General features: G+C 43.0%; 17 protein-coding genes. 13 read left to right on the top strand and 4 right to left on the bottom strand.

Features of this window, described 5'->3' with window-relative positions; genetic code table 11:
- The first annotated feature begins 104 nt into the window (after nt 1-104).
- From ccoN to uspE, 10 genes are all read left to right on the top strand, one after another.
- Entirely contained in the window at nt 105-1,532 is a 1,428-nt protein-coding gene (gene ccoN, locus ACF8OV_RS14740; protein WP_005477654.1) for a cytochrome-c oxidase, cbb3-type subunit I, read from the top strand.
- Between the two features lie 12 nt (nt 1,533-1,544).
- Nucleotides 1,545-2,165, top strand: a complete 621-nt coding sequence (gene ccoO / locus ACF8OV_RS14735) for a cytochrome-c oxidase, cbb3-type subunit II (RefSeq protein ID WP_005457377.1) — start codon at nt 1,545-1,547, stop codon at nt 2,163-2,165.
- 9 nt (nt 2,166-2,174) lie between these two features.
- The gene (locus tag ACF8OV_RS14730; RefSeq protein WP_005396487.1) at nt 2,175-2,348 is read left to right on the top strand and encodes a CcoQ/FixQ family Cbb3-type cytochrome c oxidase assembly chaperone; all 174 of its coding nucleotides are present in this window, start codon (nt 2,175-2,177) and stop codon (nt 2,346-2,348) included.
- A complete protein-coding gene (gene ccoP / locus ACF8OV_RS14725) occupies nt 2,348-3,322 on the top strand; it encodes a cytochrome-c oxidase, cbb3-type subunit III (RefSeq protein ID WP_005477628.1) in 975 nt (324 codons plus the stop codon). Before ACF8OV_RS14730 ends, ccoP begins: the two co-directional genes overlap by 1 nt.
- 90 nt (nt 3,323-3,412) lie before the next feature.
- On the top strand, nt 3,413-3,889 hold the full coding sequence (locus ACF8OV_RS14720) for a FixH family protein (protein WP_023585869.1): 477 nt from the start codon (nt 3,413-3,415) through the stop codon (nt 3,887-3,889).
- A 4-nt stretch (nt 3,890-3,893) separates the two neighbouring features.
- Nucleotides 3,894-6,257, top strand: coding sequence for a heavy metal translocating P-type ATPase metal-binding domain-containing protein (locus ACF8OV_RS14715; RefSeq protein ID WP_203505036.1), 2,364 nt, complete (start codon nt 3,894-3,896; stop codon nt 6,255-6,257).
- Between the two features lie 14 nt (nt 6,258-6,271).
- Nucleotides 6,272-6,436, top strand: a complete 165-nt coding sequence (gene ccoS, locus ACF8OV_RS14710) for a cbb3-type cytochrome oxidase assembly protein CcoS (RefSeq protein WP_005457379.1) — start codon at nt 6,272-6,274, stop codon at nt 6,434-6,436.
- Nucleotides 6,437-6,444: 8 nt separating this feature from the next.
- A complete protein-coding gene (locus ACF8OV_RS14705; protein ID WP_140059640.1) occupies nt 6,445-7,122 on the top strand; it encodes a sulfite exporter TauE/SafE family protein in 678 nt (225 codons plus the stop codon).
- Between the two features lie 90 nt (nt 7,123-7,212).
- The gene (locus ACF8OV_RS14700) at nt 7,213-7,959 is read left to right on the top strand and encodes an FNR family transcription factor (protein ID WP_005477663.1); all 747 of its coding nucleotides are present in this window, start codon (nt 7,213-7,215) and stop codon (nt 7,957-7,959) included.
- A 179-nt stretch (nt 7,960-8,138) separates the two neighbouring features.
- Complete coding sequence (uspE, locus tag ACF8OV_RS14695; RefSeq protein WP_005495023.1) at nt 8,139-9,086, top strand: universal stress protein UspE; 948 nt, start codon at nt 8,139-8,141, stop codon at nt 9,084-9,086.
- Between the two features lie 96 nt (nt 9,087-9,182).
- On the opposite strand, the gene ttcA is transcribed toward uspE, so the two are convergent.
- The 4 genes from ttcA to ACF8OV_RS14675 all read right to left on the bottom strand — a co-directional run bounded on the left by ttcA (nt 9,183) and on the right by ACF8OV_RS14675 (nt 12,565).
- A complete protein-coding gene (ttcA, locus tag ACF8OV_RS14690) occupies nt 9,183-10,076 on the bottom strand; it encodes a tRNA 2-thiocytidine(32) synthetase TtcA (RefSeq protein ID WP_005477636.1) in 894 nt (297 codons plus the stop codon).
- A 190-nt stretch (nt 10,077-10,266) separates the two neighbouring features.
- Nucleotides 10,267-10,926: a DUF2987 domain-containing protein gene (locus tag ACF8OV_RS14685; protein ID WP_025547216.1), complete on the bottom strand. Its 660-nt coding sequence runs from the start codon at nt 10,924-10,926 to the stop codon at nt 10,267-10,269.
- A gap of 12 nt (nt 10,927-10,938) precedes the next feature.
- Complete coding sequence (locus ACF8OV_RS14680) at nt 10,939-11,775, bottom strand: glucosaminidase domain-containing protein (protein ID WP_193269198.1); 837 nt, start codon at nt 11,773-11,775, stop codon at nt 10,939-10,941.
- Nucleotides 11,768-12,565, bottom strand: coding sequence for a hypothetical protein (locus ACF8OV_RS14675; RefSeq protein ID WP_005457395.1), 798 nt, complete (start codon nt 12,563-12,565; stop codon nt 11,768-11,770). Before ACF8OV_RS14675 ends, ACF8OV_RS14680 begins: the two co-directional genes overlap by 8 nt.
- Before the next feature lie 323 nt (nt 12,566-12,888).
- Here ACF8OV_RS14675 and potA point away from each other — a divergent pair, with 323 nt between their 5' ends.
- The 3 genes from potA to potC are packed head-to-tail and all read left to right on the top strand — an operon-like array spanning nt 12,889 to nt 15,693.
- Entirely contained in the window at nt 12,889-14,082 is a 1,194-nt protein-coding gene (gene potA, locus ACF8OV_RS14670; RefSeq protein ID WP_005477641.1) for a spermidine/putrescine ABC transporter ATP-binding protein PotA, read from the top strand.
- Nucleotides 14,063-14,923, top strand: a complete 861-nt coding sequence (gene potB, locus ACF8OV_RS14665; protein ID WP_005457403.1) for a spermidine/putrescine ABC transporter permease PotB — start codon at nt 14,063-14,065, stop codon at nt 14,921-14,923. Before potA ends, potB begins: the two co-directional genes overlap by 20 nt.
- Entirely contained in the window at nt 14,923-15,693 is a 771-nt protein-coding gene (gene potC / locus ACF8OV_RS14660) for a spermidine/putrescine ABC transporter permease PotC (protein ID WP_005389180.1), read from the top strand. Before potB ends, potC begins: the two co-directional genes overlap by 1 nt.
- The last annotated feature ends 76 nt before the right edge of the window (nt 15,694-15,769 follow it).

Genomic DNA, 15,769 nt, shown 5'->3' with positions numbered 1-15,769 from the left:
TAAGGTGATGATAACACTTGAGTTCTAGAGTTTACTTGGGTGGTGTTACGACGCAAGTCGTGTTGGAAGTAAAGTGTAGTTAATTAGAAATTGGAAGCATGCAAATGAGCCAAGTAAAGCAGCTTGAACAAAACTACAACTATACAGTCGTTCGCCAATTTACCCTTGTGACCATTTTATGGGGCATAGTTGGTATGGCTGTTGGTGTTTTGATTGCCGCTCAATTAGTTTGGCCACAGCTAAACTTTGATACGCCGTGGTTGACGTACAGTCGTTTACGTCCACTGCATACTAATGCGGTAATTTTTGCGTTTGGTACTAGTGCCCTGTTTGCAACATCTTATTATGTTGTTCAGCGTACATGTCAAACACGTCTTTTTGGTGGCCCACTCGTTGCCTTCACCTTCTGGGGTTGGCAAGCAATTATCCTAGCCGCAGCGATTTCTCTACCTCTAGGTTTTACCTCAGGTAAAGAGTATGCTGAACTAGAATGGCCTATTGATATCGCTATTGCGATTGTATGGGTTTCATATGCAGTGGTGTTCTTTGGAACGTTAGTGAAACGAAACACTTCCCACATTTATGTGGCGAACTGGTTTTTCGGTGCATTTATCATCACAGTAGCAGTACTTCACATCGTGAACAGCATGGCTATCCCTGTATCACTGGGTAAATCTTACTCGATTTATTCCGGTGCGGTGGATGCAATGGTGCAATGGTGGTACGGACACAACGCGGTAGGTTTCCTACTCACCGCTGGTTTCCTAGGTATGATGTACTACTTTGTACCTAAACAAGCTGAACGTCCTGTTTATTCTTACCGTCTGTCTATCGTTCACTTCTGGGCATTGATCTCTCTATATATTTGGGCAGGTCCTCACCACCTTCACTATACTGCGCTACCAGACTGGACACAGTCTCTGGGTATGGTGATGTCTCTTGTTCTATTTGCTCCTTCATGGGGTGGTATGATCAACGGTATTATGACGTTGTCTGGTGCTTGGCATAAGCTTCGTTACGACCCTATTCTACGATTCCTAATCGTTTCATTGTCTTTCTATGGTATGTCTACTTTCGAAGGTCCGATGATGTCGATTAAGACAGTAAACGCACTATCTCACTACACAGACTGGACCATTGGTCACGTTCACTCTGGTGCGCTAGGTTGGGTTGCAATGGTTTCAATCGGCTCAGTTTACCACTTAGTCCCTCGCCTGTTTGGCCAAGAGCGCATGTACTCTGTGGGTCTGGTCAACGTCCACTTCTGGTTAGCAACAATTGGTACGGTTCTTTATATCGTAGCAATGTGGATCTCTGGCGTGATGCAAGGCTTGATGTGGCGTGCAGTTAACTCTGACGGCACCCTGACTTACAGCTTCGTAGAGTCAGTTGAAGCATCTTACCCATTCTACTTTGTACGTTTCCTAGGAGGTTTCATCTTCCTATCAGGTATGTTCTTAATGGCATACAACACGTACAAAACGGTAAGTGCGCCAAAAGAAAGCCTCAAGGCTATCCCTCATCCGGCATAAGGAGATTTAAGAATGAGTAATAATTCTAATAATCGCCATGAAATTCTAGAACGTAATGTCGGTTTGTTGGCTATTTTTATTGTTTTTGCAATCAGTTGGGGTGCTCTTGTTGAAATCACTCCTTTGATTTTCCAAAAGCAAACCACAGAAAGTGTAGAAAACTTACGAGTCTACACTCCTCTGGAAATGGAAGGTCGTGACATCTATATCCGTGAAGGTTGTAACGTTTGTCACAGCCAGATGGTTCGTCCTTTCCGCTCTGAAACGGAACGCTACGGCCACTACTCTGTAGCAGGTGAAAGTGTGTGGGAACATCCATTCCTTTGGGGTTCTAAGCGTACAGGTCCTGATTTGGCTCGTGTCGGTGGTCGTTATTCTGATGAGTGGCACCGAGTACACCTACTTGACCCTCGCGAACTAGTACCTGAATCAAACATGCCTGGTTTCCCTTGGCTTGCTGAGAACGTATTAGATGGCAAGCTGACTCAGAAGAAACTTGAAGTGTTCCGAGATCAGTTTGGTGTTCCATACGAAGATGAAACAATCGCGAATGCGGCTAAAGAAGTAGAAGGTAAAACAGAGATGGATGCAATCATCGCTTACCTTCAGTCTCTTGGTCATGCAATGAAGTAAGGGGATCATATGGATTTCGGTACAATTCATAGTATTTATACCGTAGTGCTCTTCGCGAGTTTTATCGGCATCGTATGGTGGGCATTTAGCAAGAAGCGTAAAGCACGCTTCGAAGAAGATGCCAACTTGGTGTTTGCTGACGAAGAACAAACGACCCCAAATAACCAAGGAGTGAAGAAGTAATGACTACATTCTGGAGTCTCTGGATTATCGTGATTACTATCGGTACGCTAGTAGGCTGTGCGATCCTCCTGACTTGGTGCGCCAAAGATAAAATGGGCGTCGAGGAAGGGGAAGACATGGGCCACGAGTACGATGGTATTCGCGAGCTAAACAACCCTCTACCGAAATGGTGGACTTACCTTTTCGTAAGCACGTTTGTGTTTGCTGCAGTTTATCTAGCCCTGTTCCCAGGTCTAGGTAGCTTTAAAGGCTTTTTAAACTGGCAAAGTTCGGCTCAAACCGTTCGTTCGCTTGAAGAGTCAAAAGAAGCTATTGCACAGGCACAAGAAAATAAACAACTCAACCAATACGCAAAAGAACTGGATGATGCGGATGCCTACTTCGGCGAAGCATTCCGTAAACTTGCTCATAATGCGAATGGTCTACGCCCTGTTCCTGAGATCGCGCAAGACCCAGAAGCATTAAAAGTTGGTCAACGTTTGTTCTTGCAAAACTGTTCACAATGTCACGGCTCAGATGCTCGCGGTCAAAAAGGTTTCCCTAACCTAACTGATGACGCATGGCTATATGGCGGTGAGCCAGCAGCAATCGTAACAACCATCATGCATGGCCGTATTGGTCAAATGCCAGCATGGAAAGATGCGCTTGGTGAGCAAGGTGTCCAAGAAGTAGTAAGTTACACATTAAGCCTATCGGGTCGTAAAGTTAACGCTCGTGAAGCTGCAGCAGGTAAAGCTCGCTTTGTTGTGTGTGCAGCGTGTCATGGTACAGATGGTAAAGGTAACCCAGCAGTTGGTGCACCTGACCTAACTGACCAAGACTGGCTATTTGGTGACTCGCGTGCTGCCGTAACTGAAACCGTAATGAATGGCCGCTCTGGTGTTATGCCAGCATGGAAGGACATTCTAGGTGAAGATAAGGTTCAACTTGTTGCCTCTTATGTCTGGAGTTTAAGCAACTCGGACAATAAGTAACATTTCAATAACAGCCCCTTTCACAGGGGCTGTCTTTCCTTTAAATTTAATGCCTTACATTTTTTTCATTTAGCTGTTGAGAACTTTTTTATGGTAAAGCCTTGGTATAAACAATTCTGGCCGTGGTTCCTAATCATCCTTCCTCTTACTGTAGTCGTTTGGACAATCGCCACGGTAGTCGTCTTTTCAAACAACTCTGTTTCTCTTGTTGCTGAGGATTACTATAAAAAAGGCAAAGGCATAAATATCGACATCAGTAAAATGAACGTCGCTCGAGACCTTGGTCTTAATGCGAACATTTCTTCTCTAGATAACAATATCGTAATTGGCTTTACGAAAGGATCGCTAACGCACTACCCAGCGCTTACAGCAACGTTTACTCACCGTACATTACCCGATCGTGATTTTACGAAGCTAGTTACCGCAGATGCATCTGGCAACTATCGTTTTACCACTGAAGACGCTATACAAGGCCCGTGGTTTGTTGAACTTCAACCACACGATAAGCAATGGATGATTCAAGGCAAAGTCGAATTTCCAGCAGTTTCTGTCTCATTAATGAAGTAATTTTATGTGCAAATCCTGTTACCACTGTGGTGAAGATGTACCAGCAAACACGGATTTTAAAGTAGAAATACTTGGCGAAGTTCGTGAGATGTGCTGCCCGGGGTGTGAAACTGTCGCACAAACTATCGTAGATAGCGGTCTTGTTTCTTACTACCAGTACCGAACCGCGCCCGCTGAAAAAGCGGACCTCGTTCCAGAACAACTTCAAGCCCTGATCCACTATGACAATGAAGATGTTCAATCAGAATTTGTACGTAACCATGACAGTGTATCTGAAGTAACATTATCTCTCGAAGGTGTATCCTGCGCCGCTTGTGCATGGCTTATTGAAAAGCAAGTATCCAGCGCTAAAGGTTTAGTCTCCATACGGGTAAATACGACAACAAACCGAGCTTTGCTTGCGTGGGACAAAACTCAAGTTAAGTTAAGTGAACTGCTTTCAGTTATTCATAAGCTTGGTTATAAAGCCGCGCCATTTGAAGCAGACAAACAAGAAGCATCTTATCACCGAATGATGAAGCAGTACCTTTACCGATTGGGTATTGCTGGCTTAGCGACGATGCAAGTAATGATGCTTGCTGTGGCGTTGTATTTAGAAGTGTTTGGCGATTTGGAACCCGAATTTAAAAACTACTTCCGATGGGTAAGTTTGATTTTCGCTACACCAGTTCTTCTTTACTCTGCCCTACCATTTTACCTTAATGCTTGGCGAAGCATTAAAGGGCGAACTCTAGGCATGGACGTCCCTGTTTCGATCGCTTTGATTTTCGCTTATGTTGCGAGTTTAGTTGCGACAGTAACTGAGCAAGGCGAAGTATTCTTTGAATCTATCTCGATGTTTACCTTTTTTTTGTTAGTGGGTCGATTCTTAGAAATGCGCGCTCGCCGCAAAGCTGCTGCTGCTAGCGGTAACTTGCTCAAGCTTATCCCTGCCATTGCAACAACACTAGACGGCGAACAAATTCCAGTTAAAACGCTGAAGATTGGTGATCGCATTCGCGTTCTCCCTGGCGAACATATCCCTGCTGATGGCAAAGTTATTTCTGGCCGTATTCATATTGATGAATCAATGCTGACTGGTGAGTCTATTCATCTCGTAAAAAAAGAAGGTGATGCTGTTTATGCAGGTACATTAAACGGAGATGAATCATTTGAGTTGGAAGTCACCAATTCAAAAGCAGACTCGATGATTTCAAATATTGTGCGCCTTCAAGATGAAGCACAGCATTCGAAGCCAAAAATTGCAGAAGTTGCTGACGTCGTAGCACGCTACTTTGTTGGTGTAATTCTTATCATCTCAGCTGGAACCTGGTTTTATTGGCACCAAACCAAACCAGATGATGCTTTTTGGATTATGCTTTCGGTTCTCGTCGCCACATGCCCTTGTGCATTATCACTTGCTACACCGACCGCACTAACTTGTGCGACTTCACGAATGGGCAATTTTGGCATTCTGTTGCGAAAAGGCCATGTATTCGAAACGCTTTGCAAAGTTAATCATCTCGTCGTCGACAAGACAGGAACATTAACGAAAGGTGACATCGAGATTAGCCGTACAAGCACATTCAAAGAGCTTTCTGAAGCGGAAAGTCTGGCCCTTGCATCTGCTCTTGAAGCTCATGCAAACCACCCTATTGCGCGTTCATTTACCGGCTTCAGTAATGACGAGATTATTGTAACAGATGTTAAAAACGTGATTGGCTCAGGAATCGAAGGGGTTTGGAATGGTAAGACGGTAAAAATTGGCAGCTCCTCGTTTGTGCTAGATTCGAGCACTAAAGAAAGCAATGCCATTTACTTATCAATAAACAACGAACACGCTGCAACTTTTTATTATCACGACCCTATTCGCAAAGAAAGTCAGGCGTTTATTCAACGTTTTGCTGAAGCTGGCATCAAAACAACCTTACTTACTGGTGACTCTATTCAAAACGCACAGCCTGTTGCTGACGAAATTGGTATCGAGCATGTGATCGCATCTGCAAAACCAGAAGACAAACTCGCGTATCTTAAGAGCCTTGATAGCAGTGATATCACCATGATGGTTGGTGATGGCATAAACGACGCGCCTACTCTAGCCGGAGCCCATTTATCCGTGGCTATGGGCGGTGGTACTGACGTTGCAAAGGCATCAGCAGATATGACGCTTCTTGGAGATAACTTAGAAAAGTTATTGGAAGCTCGCCTATTGGCTCTTCGTACAAGAAAGATTATCCGTGAAAACTTAGCTTGGTCATTAGGCTACAACTTGTTAATTTTGCCGTTAGCGGTTGCAGGATTAGTTGCGCCTTATATCGCAGTTGTTGGGATGTCAGCAAGTTCAATCATTGTTGTATCTAACTCACTGCGACTTCTAAAAGAGAAGTAAACAAGAGAACACTTATGGAAAGCCTTTATATTTTAATTCCAATCGCGATTGTTCTTGTTTGCGTTGCTGTCGCTATTTTTCTTTGGGCGGTTCGAAGCGACCAGTTTGAAGATCTTGAGCGACAAGGACACAACATTTTATTAGATGAAGAAGAACAATCAGACAATAAGAAACCGTAGTATGTTTTATGAATCCTGATTTTTTAGGTGCTTTGCTTATCGGCCTTGTCGGGGCCGGCCATTGTATGGGGATGTGTGGTGGTATCGCATCCCTACTTTCTTTAGGTAGTTCAAGCTCAAAATTCTCCCCAACCATACCTTTATTCTACAACCTTGGACGACTCAGCAGTTACGCCTTAATAGGCGCACTTGTCGGAGGTGCAATATCAGGGTTATCGGAACTCAGCGGCTTAGCTCAATCTCTTGCGTGGCTGCGTTTTGTTGCCGCAATCTTCATGATTTTGGTTGCGTTATATATTGCGAAATGGTGGCAAGGTTTACTCATCGTAGAAAAGATGGGCCAGCACCTTTGGAAGTTTATCTCCCCAGCTGGAAAAAGCCTTTTACCACTTAAAAAGCCAATACACGCACTGCCCTTTGGTTTTGTCTGGGGGTGGTTACCATGCGGGTTAGTTTATTCGGCATTAACATGGTCGGCGGTGTCCGGTAGCGCAGTAAATGGCGGCCTAATCATGCTCGCTTTTGGTTTGGGAACGCTGCCATCCATGCTCGCTGTTGGTTACGGAGTAAGCCATTTTCAGAAACTGCAAAAATCATTAATATTTAGAAACATCTCAGCATTAATCTTAATTGTCTATGGCGCGTATACTGCCGCGGGTGCCATGCAGATGCTTGGTTTCATATAACGCAAAACTCTATAGCACCGATATTTTTGCTATCCTTTAGGATTAAGCGGTGCTAAAATATTGATGTATATCAAATAGTGAAAGGTTGTTATGATTTCTGAAAAACCTGCAACAAAGCGTATCCAATCAGGCGGTTGCGCGATTCATTGCCAAGATTGTAGCATTAGCCAACTGTGTATCCCATTCACTCTGAATGAATCTGAACTTGATCAGTTGGACCAAATCATCGAGCGTAAAAAGCCTATCCAAAAAGGACAAGAGCTATTTAAAGCAGGTGATGAGCTTAAATCTTTGTACGCTATCCGTTCTGGCACGATTAAGAGCTACACAATCACAGAACAAGGTGATGAGCAAATCACAGCATTTCACTTAGCTGGTGACTTAGTTGGTTTTGACGCTATTACTGGTGACTGCCACCCTAGTTTCGCTCAAGCTCTTGAAACATCAATGGTTTGTGAAATCCCTTACGAGATCCTTGACGACCTATCAGGCAAAATGCCTAAACTTCGTCAGCAAATCATGCGTCTAATGAGTAACGAAATTAAAGGCGACCAAGAAATGATTCTTCTGCTTTCTAAGAAGAATGCTGAGGAGCGTCTAGCTGCTTTCTTGTACAACCTGTCAACTCGCTTCTCTCAACGTGGCTTCAGCCCAAGAGAATTTCGTTTGACCATGACTCGTGGCGATATTGGTAACTACTTAGGCCTAACGGTTGAAACCATCAGCCGCCTATTAGGTCGTTTCCAAAAATCTGAAATTCTGAGTGTTAAAGGTAAGTACATCACCATCTTAGATCATGATGCGCTAATGGAACTTGCCGGTGTAACAAAAGAGTAATCTCGCTTACTTATTGATGTAGCTCGAAAATGAGCTACATCATGTTTCTCATAAAATCCCTTCGAAAGTCCTCAAAAAGTTCCCCAAACTAAGCTACAGTAAAAATATACGAAGAGTCTCCAATTTACTGATTTAACTTGTTTTCAGTATTTGGTTTCGCAACATAAGTGGGCTTAGTTATGAGTATATACAGTAAGATTCTTGTTGTTGCTGACATCAATAATGATGAACAGCCTGCACTCGCTAGAGCGGTTCAATTAGCTCAAAAGAGTGTATCCAGAAGCCGAATCACCTTCTTCTTATCCATCTACGATTTTTCCTATGACATGACCTCAATGCTGTCAGTCGATGAAAGAGATGCGATGCGTCGCGGCGTTATACATCAACGTGAGCAGTGGATGCGTAAGATTGCTCAACCGTACTTAAACGATAGCTTCGATTTTGATGTTTGCGTTGTGTGGCACAACCGTCCTTACGAAGCAATCATTGCTGAAGTGTATGCTGGTGGGCACGATCTTCTAATCAAAGGGACACGTAAACACGATGTTTTAGAGTCTGTGATTTTCACGCCGACAGACTGGCATTTATTACGGAAATGCCCTATCCCTGTACTTTTGATCAAGAACTCGGATTGGCCGGAGCAAGCTAATATTCTCGCTTCTGTACACGTGGGGTCAGAAAACCCAACTCACATTGATTTGAACGACGCGATGGTTGAACGCCTCAAAGAGATGTCAAACCGTCTCGATGCTGAACCGTATCTCGTCAACGCTTATCCTGTTACACCGGCTAACATTACGATTGAATTGCCTGAATTTGACCCAACGACCTACACGGATGCGGTTCGTGGCCACCATCTCACCGCAATGAAAGCATTGAGACAAAAACATGGCATCGACGAGGAACAAACCATCGTTGAACAAGGTTTACCAGAAGACGTCATTCCTGCCGCAGCGGAGCGATTAAATGCAGCAATGGTGATTTTGGGTACGACTGGTCGTACGGGGCTTTCAGCGGTCTTTATCGGCAACACGGCAGAGCATGTGATCGATAAGATTAACTGTGATGTACTTGCATTAAAACCAAAAGGTTATATCAGCCCTCTCGATCCAAATACCGCAACGTAGAGCAAATAATCAAAAATAAAAACGCCCCTCTTTTGGGGCGTTTTTATTTTCGGTTTAAGCAAGTACAAAATAGGAGGCATTGTTGCCTCCTATTTACTAGATGTTCGTTACATCGATGAATAGAGATTCATCGATGTTAGTTGAAGAAACGACTGCTTCACTAAACTCATACTCTTCGCGGCTACCGTCACGATCTAGCGGCAAGTTTACAAAATCAAACAACTCACGGTCTGCCAATTGGCTTGGGCTTACGTTTTGGATTGATTTGAAAATCGCTTCTACGCGTCCTGGCGTCTTCTTATCCCAATCAATCAGCATTGCTTTGATTGCTTGGCGCTGCAAGTTCTCTTGAGAACCACATAGGTTACAAGGAATAATTGGGAAATCTTTGTGCTCTGCGTATTTGATCAGGTCTTTTTCGCGGCAGTAAGTCAGCGGACGAATAACCACGTTACGACCATCATCAGAGCGTAGTTTTGGTGGCATTGCCTTCAAACGAGAACCATGGAACATGTTCAAGAACATCGTTTCTACGATGTCATCCATATGATGACCAAGTGCAAGTTTTGTTGCGCCGATTTTCTCAGCAAATGAGTAAAGCGTACCACGACGTAGACGAGAACATAGACCACACGTTGTCTTACCTTCTGGCACTTTTTCTTTAACTACTGAGTATGTGTCTTTATCTACGATGTAGTAAGGAATATTCAGCGTCTCAAAATACTCAGGCAAGATATGCTCTGGGAAACCAGGTTGTTTTTGGTCTAGGTTAACAGCAACCACTTCAAATTTGATTGGTGCCGCTTTTTGTAGATTCAACAGGATATCGAGCATCGCAAATGAGTCTTTACCACCGCTTATGCATGCCATGACAACATCGCCTTCTTCGATCATGTTGTAATCTGTAATGGCATTTCCAACATTTCTTCTCAAACGTTTTTGAAGCTTGTTGAATTCAAGGGTTTCTTTTCTTGTATCTTTCTGGTTCATTGCGGGCTCTCACATCGCCGATAAAATCGACAGTAGGACTTCCTAACATGGGTTTCTTTGGGGCGTGGATTATACGGGCTTTTGCAGCAGGATTAAATGTTTGTATTGAAGGATAAGAAAATAAGTACGCTGAATTATCATCATGGAATAGAAAAAGAACCGCGAATGCGGCTCTTTCGTGGAGATAGTGCTATTTCTTTGCTTGGGGCAAATAAGGAAGCACTCTCATCGTTGGTTCCGGTAACGTTATTGTTCCACCTTCGCCAATTTCACTCAAAGCAACCTGCACTTTACCGTTAATAATCGCCTTTTCTTGTCCATTTGAAAAAACGATCTTACCGTTCAGTTCGTTGGCAAACTCCATTGTGACGCCCTGTACTTCAGGTGTGAACCATCCAGCAAACATCCCCCCTAAATCCTCTAACATGCTTTGCATTTGAGGCATTAATGGCTTCAGTTGCTCGTAAGAAACACTACCCTGTAACGGTTCTTTCGTCATAACAACTAAAGAATAATCACATCGGCTATCTTTAGGAGTGTGTACGAATACCAAAGGATTTGCAGATTTTAGATTTTTGTCGATCGGCAATGGTAGCTCTTTCGACGCTGGAATCACAAACTCTTCGTAGTGTTCTTCCTTTTCCATCCACGCTTTTTCAATCGTACACAGCTGCTTAGTTCTGGCATCGACGAAGAACACACCGACTTTAACGTCATCATGCCCTTCTTTAGTGTTATTTTTTAACTGAGTATACAGTTTGGAATACGTAAACATATACTCTTGAGCATGCGTTATCGGTGACGAGAGCAAGAGTGCTGCACTTCCTAAAATTAAGCTTAACTTTTTCATTCGATTATTATTTTATTGAGTCCAGTAGGCGTTATTGTGACGAATCATCGAGCGTAAGTCATTAACGTATGCAATGCCCCTCTCTGAGTATGACAACAGTCCATGAGTGAGTTCTGATGCTGTCGCCACGGATAACAAGTTTTTGTGCTTATCTGCCAACATAGCTCGAATATCACGTAAGTCAGCGTAAGCTGGATTGCGATTCACATTCATAAAGTAGCCATGAATTGACTGCTGAACTGAATCGAATTTTTGAACTTCGTGAGTTTTTCCTGCAGCACGCTGAGCAGGCACAATTCCACAACCCTGTTTATAACACCATTGGCCGAACAAGTTGTTTGCTTGAGTAGCAAAACGAGAGGTACCCCACGCGGATTCATTGGCAGCTTGAGTTAGCACTAATGCTTCTGGTAACACATTGACTCGCTTTAACATTTCAGTCTGCCAAGCTTCATCAACATGACCATCATGAAGAGGAACCCCATATAACTGCGCTAATCTTTCTGCGTAAGCTTCTTCGTCCGGCGACACTTCTCCAATCTCAAGAGAGCTTAGAAAAGCACGTTCTTTTTCAATCCTGTGATTTTCTAGTGCGATTTTAGGCCGTAAGAAATCGAAAAATGCCGCCTTTTTTTCTTTGGCGTCTTTGATAGAGTTAAAGTCTGGAATGTCCCCAATGTAGGACAAGTGCGACAAATCAGGATGTTTCACCGGACCTTGAACAACATTAGGATCATTCACGCTTTTGAACTGGTGGTCGTAATGCAAATATGGACCTACCGAAATAAAAGTGGCGGCTATACAGGCAGCCGCCACTCGTAAAGTCATTAATTTTAAAGATTTAGGCATTAAACACCTGAGATTTACCATCGTGATCGTTATCATTTTTTTGTGTTGCTACGATCTTAAGTTTGATGCCAAACATTTCTCGATAAAGGATGCCCTTCAAATGGAAGAAGAATGGCAAGACAAAAATAAAGCCAATACCGTAGAACATAGCCGCAACAATAAACATCAACATAACGCCCATGTAAAGCCCTGCCACAACAAAAATCTTCTTGTTGATCGCACGTAGTGATAATAATAACGATTGCATAGGTGGCACTCTTTTCTCGCAAATCAGTAAGATAGAGTGACTAAACGCCATTGCTAAATATAATGAAAGCGGTGGAAGGATCATTCCCGCGACACCTTGCAACGTTAAACTGAACAGCGTTGCAATAATAACAGGAACGGTAAATTGCAGACCTTTACCGACATGACGAACTTTGGTTTTTAACCCTGCTACATGACTCATCGCCATCAAACTGATCCCAGCATAAATGGGGGCGCTGATCACTTCATAACTAAAGTTAGCGATATAAATAGCAGAAACGATATTAGCGGTGAATGCTTCCGGATTTTCTATCGCATCGAGAATGACACTTGGGTCGCCCAATTGAAGTTGAAGTGCAATGTAGAAAATCCCCAACTGGACAAAAAGCAAAAGAATAATCGCTGGTGAGAACGATAAAAAGTGTTGAATGGTTGCGCGCCAAGCTTCACTAAATACAGCACTCGCTTTTAGTTCGTAGTCGCCAGACAAAGCTCGCTCTACACTCCCCCCAAGATTGAAATCTTTTTCAAAATCGTTATTCATATATTATCCAAGACTAACTTGTGAATTTTTTACTGGTATACCAGTCAATTAAAGTGGCCAACATTATAAAGAAATCTTTCCACGTCTAAAATCAGAACTGACGTTCTATCCTTGCAATATCTACTATTTGGTTGATAATTGACCACTCACAAAACTATGAAATTGAAAGCAATTGTTGCTAATGACAAAGCCCTACCAAACTGTGTTTAAAAGGCAAATAACCTCTTAAAAACAGTATGGTAAGGAATGATTACTTTTGCCTGCAAAATTTTTTCTGTTTCAAGATAAGAAAATGCTTTAATTTCACAATTTTGGTGATTATGATGCGCGCCTCAAAAGTGAATGACTTATGTCACACTAATTGGCGTAAACCCAATTTTAACGTGGGAGAAATACAGACGTTGAACGCTAAACAGCAAGCAGGAAAGCCAGTTATTCGTTTATCTGGTATCAGCAAAAGTTTCGATGGAAAGGAAATCATCGGCAATTTAAATCTTGATGTTAATCATGGTGAGTTTCTGACGATTCTTGGTCCATCTGGTTGTGGTAAAACGACGGTTTTACGCATGATCGCTGGTTTCGAAACGGCAGATAACGGTCAAATCGTATTAGATGACCAAGATGTAACGCAAGTTCCTGCAGAGCATAGGCACGTCAACACGGTATTTCAGAGTTACGCATTATTCCCTCACATGACCGTATTCGATAATGTGGCATTTGGCCTACGCATGCAAAAAACGCCTGCGGCAGAAATCGAACCACGCGTAATGGAAGCGCTACGTATGGTCCGTCTAGAAAAAATGGCGCAGCGTAAGCCGCACCAACTTTCTGGTGGTCAGCAACAACGTATCGCGATCGCGCGTGCGGTTGTAAATAAGCCAAAAGTACTGCTACTTGATGAATCGCTTTCTGCTCTTGATTACAAACTTCGTAAACAAATGCAGATTGAGTTGAAACAACTTCAGCGTCAACTTGGTATTACCTTTATTTTTGTTACTCACGATCAGGAAGAAGCTCTATCGATGTCTGACCGCATTATCGTTATGCGCGATGGTGTTATCGAACAAGATGGCTCACCACGTGAAATTTACGAAGAACCTAAAAACTTGTTTGTTGCTCGCTTTATCGGCGAGATTAATGTCTTCAACGCAACAATGCTTGAACGCATTGATGAAAAACGCATCCGTGCGGAAATCGAAGGTGTTGAGTCCGTCGTTTACTACGACAAAGAAGCACAAGCAGGTGACAAACTACAAGTGCTGCTTCGCCCTGAAGACTTACGTATCGAAGAGATCAAAGAGTCTGAAGAAAAAGGCATTGTTGGTCACGTCACTGAACGTACCTATAAAGGTATGACGCTAGACTCTGTTGTCCAACTGGACTCAGGCATGCGCGTGATGGTTAGCGAGTTCTTTAACGAAGATGATCCAGATGTGGACCACTCTCTCGGCCAAAAAGTCGCTATCACTTGGGTTGAGAGCTGGGAGGTAGTACTCAATGATAAGCAAGAAGATTAATCTTCAGAACGCAATCATTACCCTAATTGTTGGTTGGCTAACACTTTTCGTGTTGGTTCCAAACCTAATGATTATCGGTACAAGTTTTTTAACGCGTGATGAAGCGAACTTAATTGAACTGACTTTTACTTTCGACAACTACCTTCGTTTACTTGATCCATTGTACGCAAAAGTGCTGATGCACTCTTTCTACATGGCAATCATTGCGACGTTGTTGTGTTTAATCATCGGCTACCCATTTGCTTACATCGTGGCAAAAATGCCTGAGAAATGGCGCCCGTTTATGCTGTTTCTTGTGATTGTACCGTTTTGGACAAACTCACTTATCCGTACTTACGGTTTGAAGATTGTTCTTGGCACACAGGGCATCTTGAACAAGTCATTAATGGCAATGGATATTATCGATAAGCCATTGCGTCTTATGTATACAGAAACAGCGGTAATGATTGGTCTTGTCTACATTTTGCTTCCGTTTATGATTCTGCCTCTGTATTCGGCAATCGAGAAGCTAGACAATACCTACATTGAGGCTGCAAAAGACTTAGGCGCAAGCAAACTGCAAACCATCACAAAAGTGATCTTGCCGTTAACGATGCCTGGCATTATTGGTGGCTGTTTGTTGGTACTTCTTCCTGCGTTAGGTATGTTCTACATCTCCGACCTTCTAGGCGGAGCGAAGAACCTATTAATTGGTAACGTAATTAAGAGCCAAGTATTAAACGCTCGTGATTGGCCATTCGGTGCGGCAACCAGTATCGCACTTACTATTGCAATGGCAATCATGCTGTACGCCTACTACAGAGCAGGCAAACTATTGAATAAGAAGGTGGAGCTAGACTAATGGGACGTACAGTTAGATTTAGCTTTATGGCGCTGGTATATGCATTTTTGTATCTACCAATCATCGTATTGATCGTAAACTCATTTAATGCCAACAAATTTGGTATGAAATGGGGCGGGTTTACAACCAAATGGTACGAAACCCTAGTTAACAATGACAGCCTTATGCAAGCAGCGTGGCATTCACTTAATGTCGCGGTGTTTTCTGCAACAGCTGCTACTATTATTGGTAGTTTGACGGCCGTTGCCCTATTCCGTTACTCCTTTAAAGGTAAAGGTGCAGTAAACGGCATGCTGTTTGTTGTAATGATGTCACCAGACATCGTGATGGCAATTTCATTGTTGGCGCTGTTTTTAGTTTTAGGCGCGCAGCTTGGTTTCTTTACTCTATTGATTGCACACATCACATTCTGTTTACCGTTTGTTGTGGTAACCGTTTACAGCCGCTTGAACGGCTTTGATGTGAAAATGTTGGAAGCAGCAAAAGACCTTGGTGCAAGTGAATGGGTTATCTTAAAACAGATCATCCTTCCTCTTGCGAAGCCAGCGGTTGCTGCAGGTTGGTTACTAAGCTTTACTCTGTCTTTAGACGACGTAATTATCAGCTCGTTTGTAACAGGCCCAACATACGAAATCCTACCATTGAAAATTTACTCGATGGTTAAGGTGGGTATTTCACCGGAAGTGAATGCCTTAGCAACGGTCATGTTGATTGTATCTTTGGTTCTTGTAGTAATTTCTCAGTTGCTAGCAAGAGAAAAAGTAAAGTAAAATCCGCATCCGTTAACATCACGAAACAGAATGGTTACATGCCATTCTGTTTTTCTATCTACCGTCCAAAATGATT

This window comes from Vibrio sp. GLN_1, from assembly GCF_043106015.1.
Taxonomy (GTDB): domain Bacteria; phylum Pseudomonadota; class Gammaproteobacteria; order Enterobacterales; family Vibrionaceae; genus Vibrio; species Vibrio parahaemolyticus.
This window is presented reverse-complemented; position numbering and strand designations above follow the sequence as displayed.